The organism is Pseudomonas sp. FW507-12TSA (genome assembly GCF_058781435.1).
In genome coordinates, this window is sequence record NZ_JBYSWT010000063.1 from 1 (window position 1) to 3,226 (window position 3,226).

At 65.1% G+C, this 3,226-nt stretch carries 4 protein-coding genes; 1 reads left to right on the forward strand and 3 read right to left on the reverse strand.

Annotated elements, in window-relative coordinates; all coding sequences use genetic code 11:
* The first annotated feature begins 281 nt into the window (after nucleotides 1-281).
* The gene (locus tag AC3WK8_RS31870; RefSeq protein WP_158250080.1) at nucleotides 282-677 is read left to right on the forward strand and encodes a DUF3592 domain-containing protein; all 396 of its coding nucleotides are present in this window, start codon (nucleotides 282-284) and stop codon (nucleotides 675-677) included.
* Here AC3WK8_RS31870 and AC3WK8_RS31875 read toward each other — a convergent pair.
* From AC3WK8_RS31875 to AC3WK8_RS31885, 3 genes are all read right to left on the reverse strand, one after another.
* Nucleotides 663-1,730 (reverse strand): hypothetical protein, encoded by a 1,068-nt coding sequence (locus AC3WK8_RS31875; RefSeq protein ID WP_103327185.1) that lies wholly within the window; start codon nucleotides 1,728-1,730, stop codon nucleotides 663-665. The two genes, AC3WK8_RS31870 and AC3WK8_RS31875, sit on opposite strands and share 15 nt — an antisense overlap.
* Before the next feature lie 96 nt (nucleotides 1,731-1,826).
* Entirely contained in the window at nucleotides 1,827-2,651 is an 825-nt protein-coding gene (locus AC3WK8_RS31880) for an SDR family oxidoreductase (RefSeq protein ID WP_103327184.1), read from the reverse strand.
* A gap of 35 nt (nucleotides 2,652-2,686) precedes the next feature.
* Nucleotides 2,687-3,151 carry a hypothetical protein gene (locus AC3WK8_RS31885; protein WP_022642426.1) on the reverse strand — a complete coding sequence of 155 codons (465 nt, stop codon included), beginning with the start codon at nucleotides 3,149-3,151 and terminating at the stop codon, nucleotides 2,687-2,689.
* Between the last annotated feature and the right edge of the window lie 75 nt (nucleotides 3,152-3,226).

Consider the following 3,226-nt stretch of genomic DNA (forward strand, 5'->3'; position numbering starts at 1 on the left):
GGGGGGGCTGGAAAGGGCGGGAGGAGCAGCTTCAGCAGTTCCGTGCTTGAGGCGCCAGCGATTCCATGCGGCTTGATCGAGGCCCGGGGCCTTGAGTGCGCGCATTCTACTAAGATTGCGCCGGGCTACAACCTGGACCGTCGCACTCGTAGTTTGCGTGCGGCCTGAAGGGCACGGGGCATTTGCCTCGCCATGAGGCGGATCTATATATTCGCCACCCTTTGGTGCCGGTTCTTGAGTGGAAAGAGGGCCGGCAGATCGAACGAGCAAGGAGTGCGCGGGTGCGTTATGTCGGCAAGGTGTTGATCTTCCTGGTGATGCTGGCCTGTGGGGCGGGTGCCTATGATTCGGGCTGGGATTATTTTGCCCTCAGGGTGACCGGTGTCTATGCCCCTGCCCAGGTAGTCGGCGTCAGCCGGTCACGGATGGTCGGGGTGCAGGGCGGTCACAGCTATCACTCGACCCGAACGGTGTCCTATGTGGTCGCCGATGGCAGTGTGCTGACCCACACGTTCGGCAGTGAATTTTCCGACTCCCAGGTGGGCGATACGGTGGGGGTGTTCTATAACCCCGCCAACCCCGCCGAGGTCATCCCCGATACCTGGACCCAGCTGTACTTTGCCTCGTTGCTGAGCATTGGGACCCTGGTGGCGCTGGGCATGTTATTTGGCCTCTGAATGGCCTGCGGCCGCGGCGTTGTCGGGGTTGCGCTTGGCCAGGATGGCCAGGCCCCGGGCCACGGTGTCCTCCAGGCCGAGTTTTTCGTTGACCAGCAGGGCGTGCAGCGCCGGGTCTTGCCACAGGTTCACGGCGGGGTCCGTGAGGTTGGCTTGCCGGGCAATCAGTACGTAGGCGTAGAGCTGGCGGCGCTTCTGGAAGTCCGGATTGGGCTCCAGGGCATCCACCACGTTGGCCATGAACTGCCGACGCTGCAAGGGCGACAGGCCCTCGAATGCCTGGGGGTGGTTCATGTAGACGTCGGCCATGTGCAGGGCGATCAGCTCCTTGCGGTCGGCCTTTTTGCGCAGCTCCAGTGGTGGCAACTGAGCGAGTAGCTGCTGGTAGTGCTGCTCGCCTTCGGCGATTTGTGCCGGGCTCATGGCCTGCTTCAGCGACTCGATGTTCTCGGCATCGCCCAGCACCCTGGCCCAGGCATAGGCCAACGCCAGTTTGTTCTGCTTCTTGCTCTGGCTGAGCATTTCCTCCTGCGCCTCGAGTGCGCCGTGCCGCGCCGAGCGTTCGAGCCAGGCCATGGCCAGGGCCTTGTCGGGTGGCTGCTTCAATTTGCCGATGCTGTAGATGTCGTACAGCGCCCACTGCGCGCAGCCTTCGTTTCTCTTGGCGGCATAGGCGATGTAGTTGAACGCCTCGCTTTTGGCATAGACGCTGGGACGCTCGGCGGTGACCATGGCCAAGCTGCAAAGGCTGCGGTTGTAGCGGGGGGCGGCCATGGCCAGGCAGCTCCTGGCCATTTGCACTTCTTCGCTGGCGAACTGGGTGCGCAGCACGCCATGGGTTTCTTGATCTTCATCGATCAGCAGGCGGCCGATGCCAAACAGCAATTCGCTGTCCATGTCCGCCGTGCAATACGCATTGGCCTCGGCCTTGGGCAGGATCTGCTCCAGGCCGAGGTCGGGCAGGCTCTGGTCCAGTTTTTCGTCTGGCGAGGAGAGTCCGCAGCCGGTCAGCAAGGTGAACAGGGCCAGCGGCAGGGCACTACGACAGTTCAATGGCTAAGTCTCTGGGGGATCGATCAAGGGCATGGCGTGTCCTGGCGCGTGGCTGGTACGCACAAGCGCCGGGTGAGTTGTTAAGACTCGGCAGCGTCAGAGCTTGGCGGCCAGGCCGAAGCGCTTCATCAGCCCCTTCTCCAGCAAACCCTTGGGCAAAAGGTTGGCCAGTAGCGGCAGGGCGCGGCTGCCGTTGCCCAGGCGGACCAGGCGCGGCGGGTTGGACTGTTGCACGGCCTTGAGCAGGCCGGCGGCGAAATCGCTGGCCGGGGTCGGCTTGTCCTGGGAGGCCTTGGCCCGGGAGCGGATGCCCTCGCGTAGCGGCCACCAGGGCGATTGTTCGTTGAGCAGTTGTTCGGCTTCATGCCCGGCGTTCTTGGCAAAGCTGGAGGCGATGGCCCCGGGCTGCACTTCCATGACCTTGATGCCGAACGGTGCCAGCTCCATGCGCAGGGCATCGCTCAAGGCGTGCACCGCGGCTTTCGAGGCGCAATAGGCGCCGGCAAATGGCGTGACCAGCACCCCGGACACACTGCCGATATTCACCACCAGGCCACGGCTGCGACGCAGTACCGGGAACAGCGCCCGGGTCACCCCGACCACTGCGAACACGTTGGTTTCGAACTGGCGCTGCATGGCCTCTACGCCGCCATCGAGCAGCGGGCCCATGGCGCCGTAGCCGGCGTTGTTGATCAGCACATCGAGGCCGCCGTGCCGTTGGTTGATGTCCTCGGCCAGGGCGGCCAGGGCGGCGCCGTCATTCACGTCCAGCTGCACCGCGTGGAAGCCGGCGGCTTGCAGGGCGGCGACGTCCTCGGCCTTGCGGGCGCTGGGCAGGACGGTGTAGCCGGCCTGTTTGAAGGCATCTGCCAGGGCGCGGCCGATGCCGCTGGAACAACCGGTGATCAACGCTACGGGCATGGCGCGGTCCTTGTGCTGGGCGATGGGAAGGGGGATCAGCGAGAGAAACTACCCTGCAAACGCTCGGCGCGAAACTCCAGGGTTTGCGGGCGATAGCCCGGGCGTAGCGGTGGCAGGGGCAGGCAGTCCTGCCAGTTGGCGCCGGCCTGCAATTCGCCGGGGCCGCGATAGCGTGGAGCGCTGTACTGGTTGTCGGCGAGGTTCACCGTGTCGCCCGGGGCGTAGGCGGCGACGCGCCAGCGCAGTTCGGTCAGGGGGACTTTGTTGCCGTTGTTGAGCTTGACCTGTAGCGGGCGGTCGGCGGGGCAGTGTTCGGGGGCGTAGGCCAGGCGCAGTTCCAGGCGGGCCAGTTGCTGGGCTTCGCGGTTGTCCAGCCAGACCACCCAGCCGGCCACCAGGGCCAGGCCGCAGGCGGCGGCCAGGGACACGGGCAGGGCTTTGGCGGGGTAGCGCAGGAGCAGGATCAGCCAGGTAATGATCAGCAGGACGCCGATGAACATGACGCGAACCTCTGGGGAATGTGGGTGCATCCTACCTAAGCGTAGGTGGGGTTGGCGATGGTGGGGGTTGTGGGG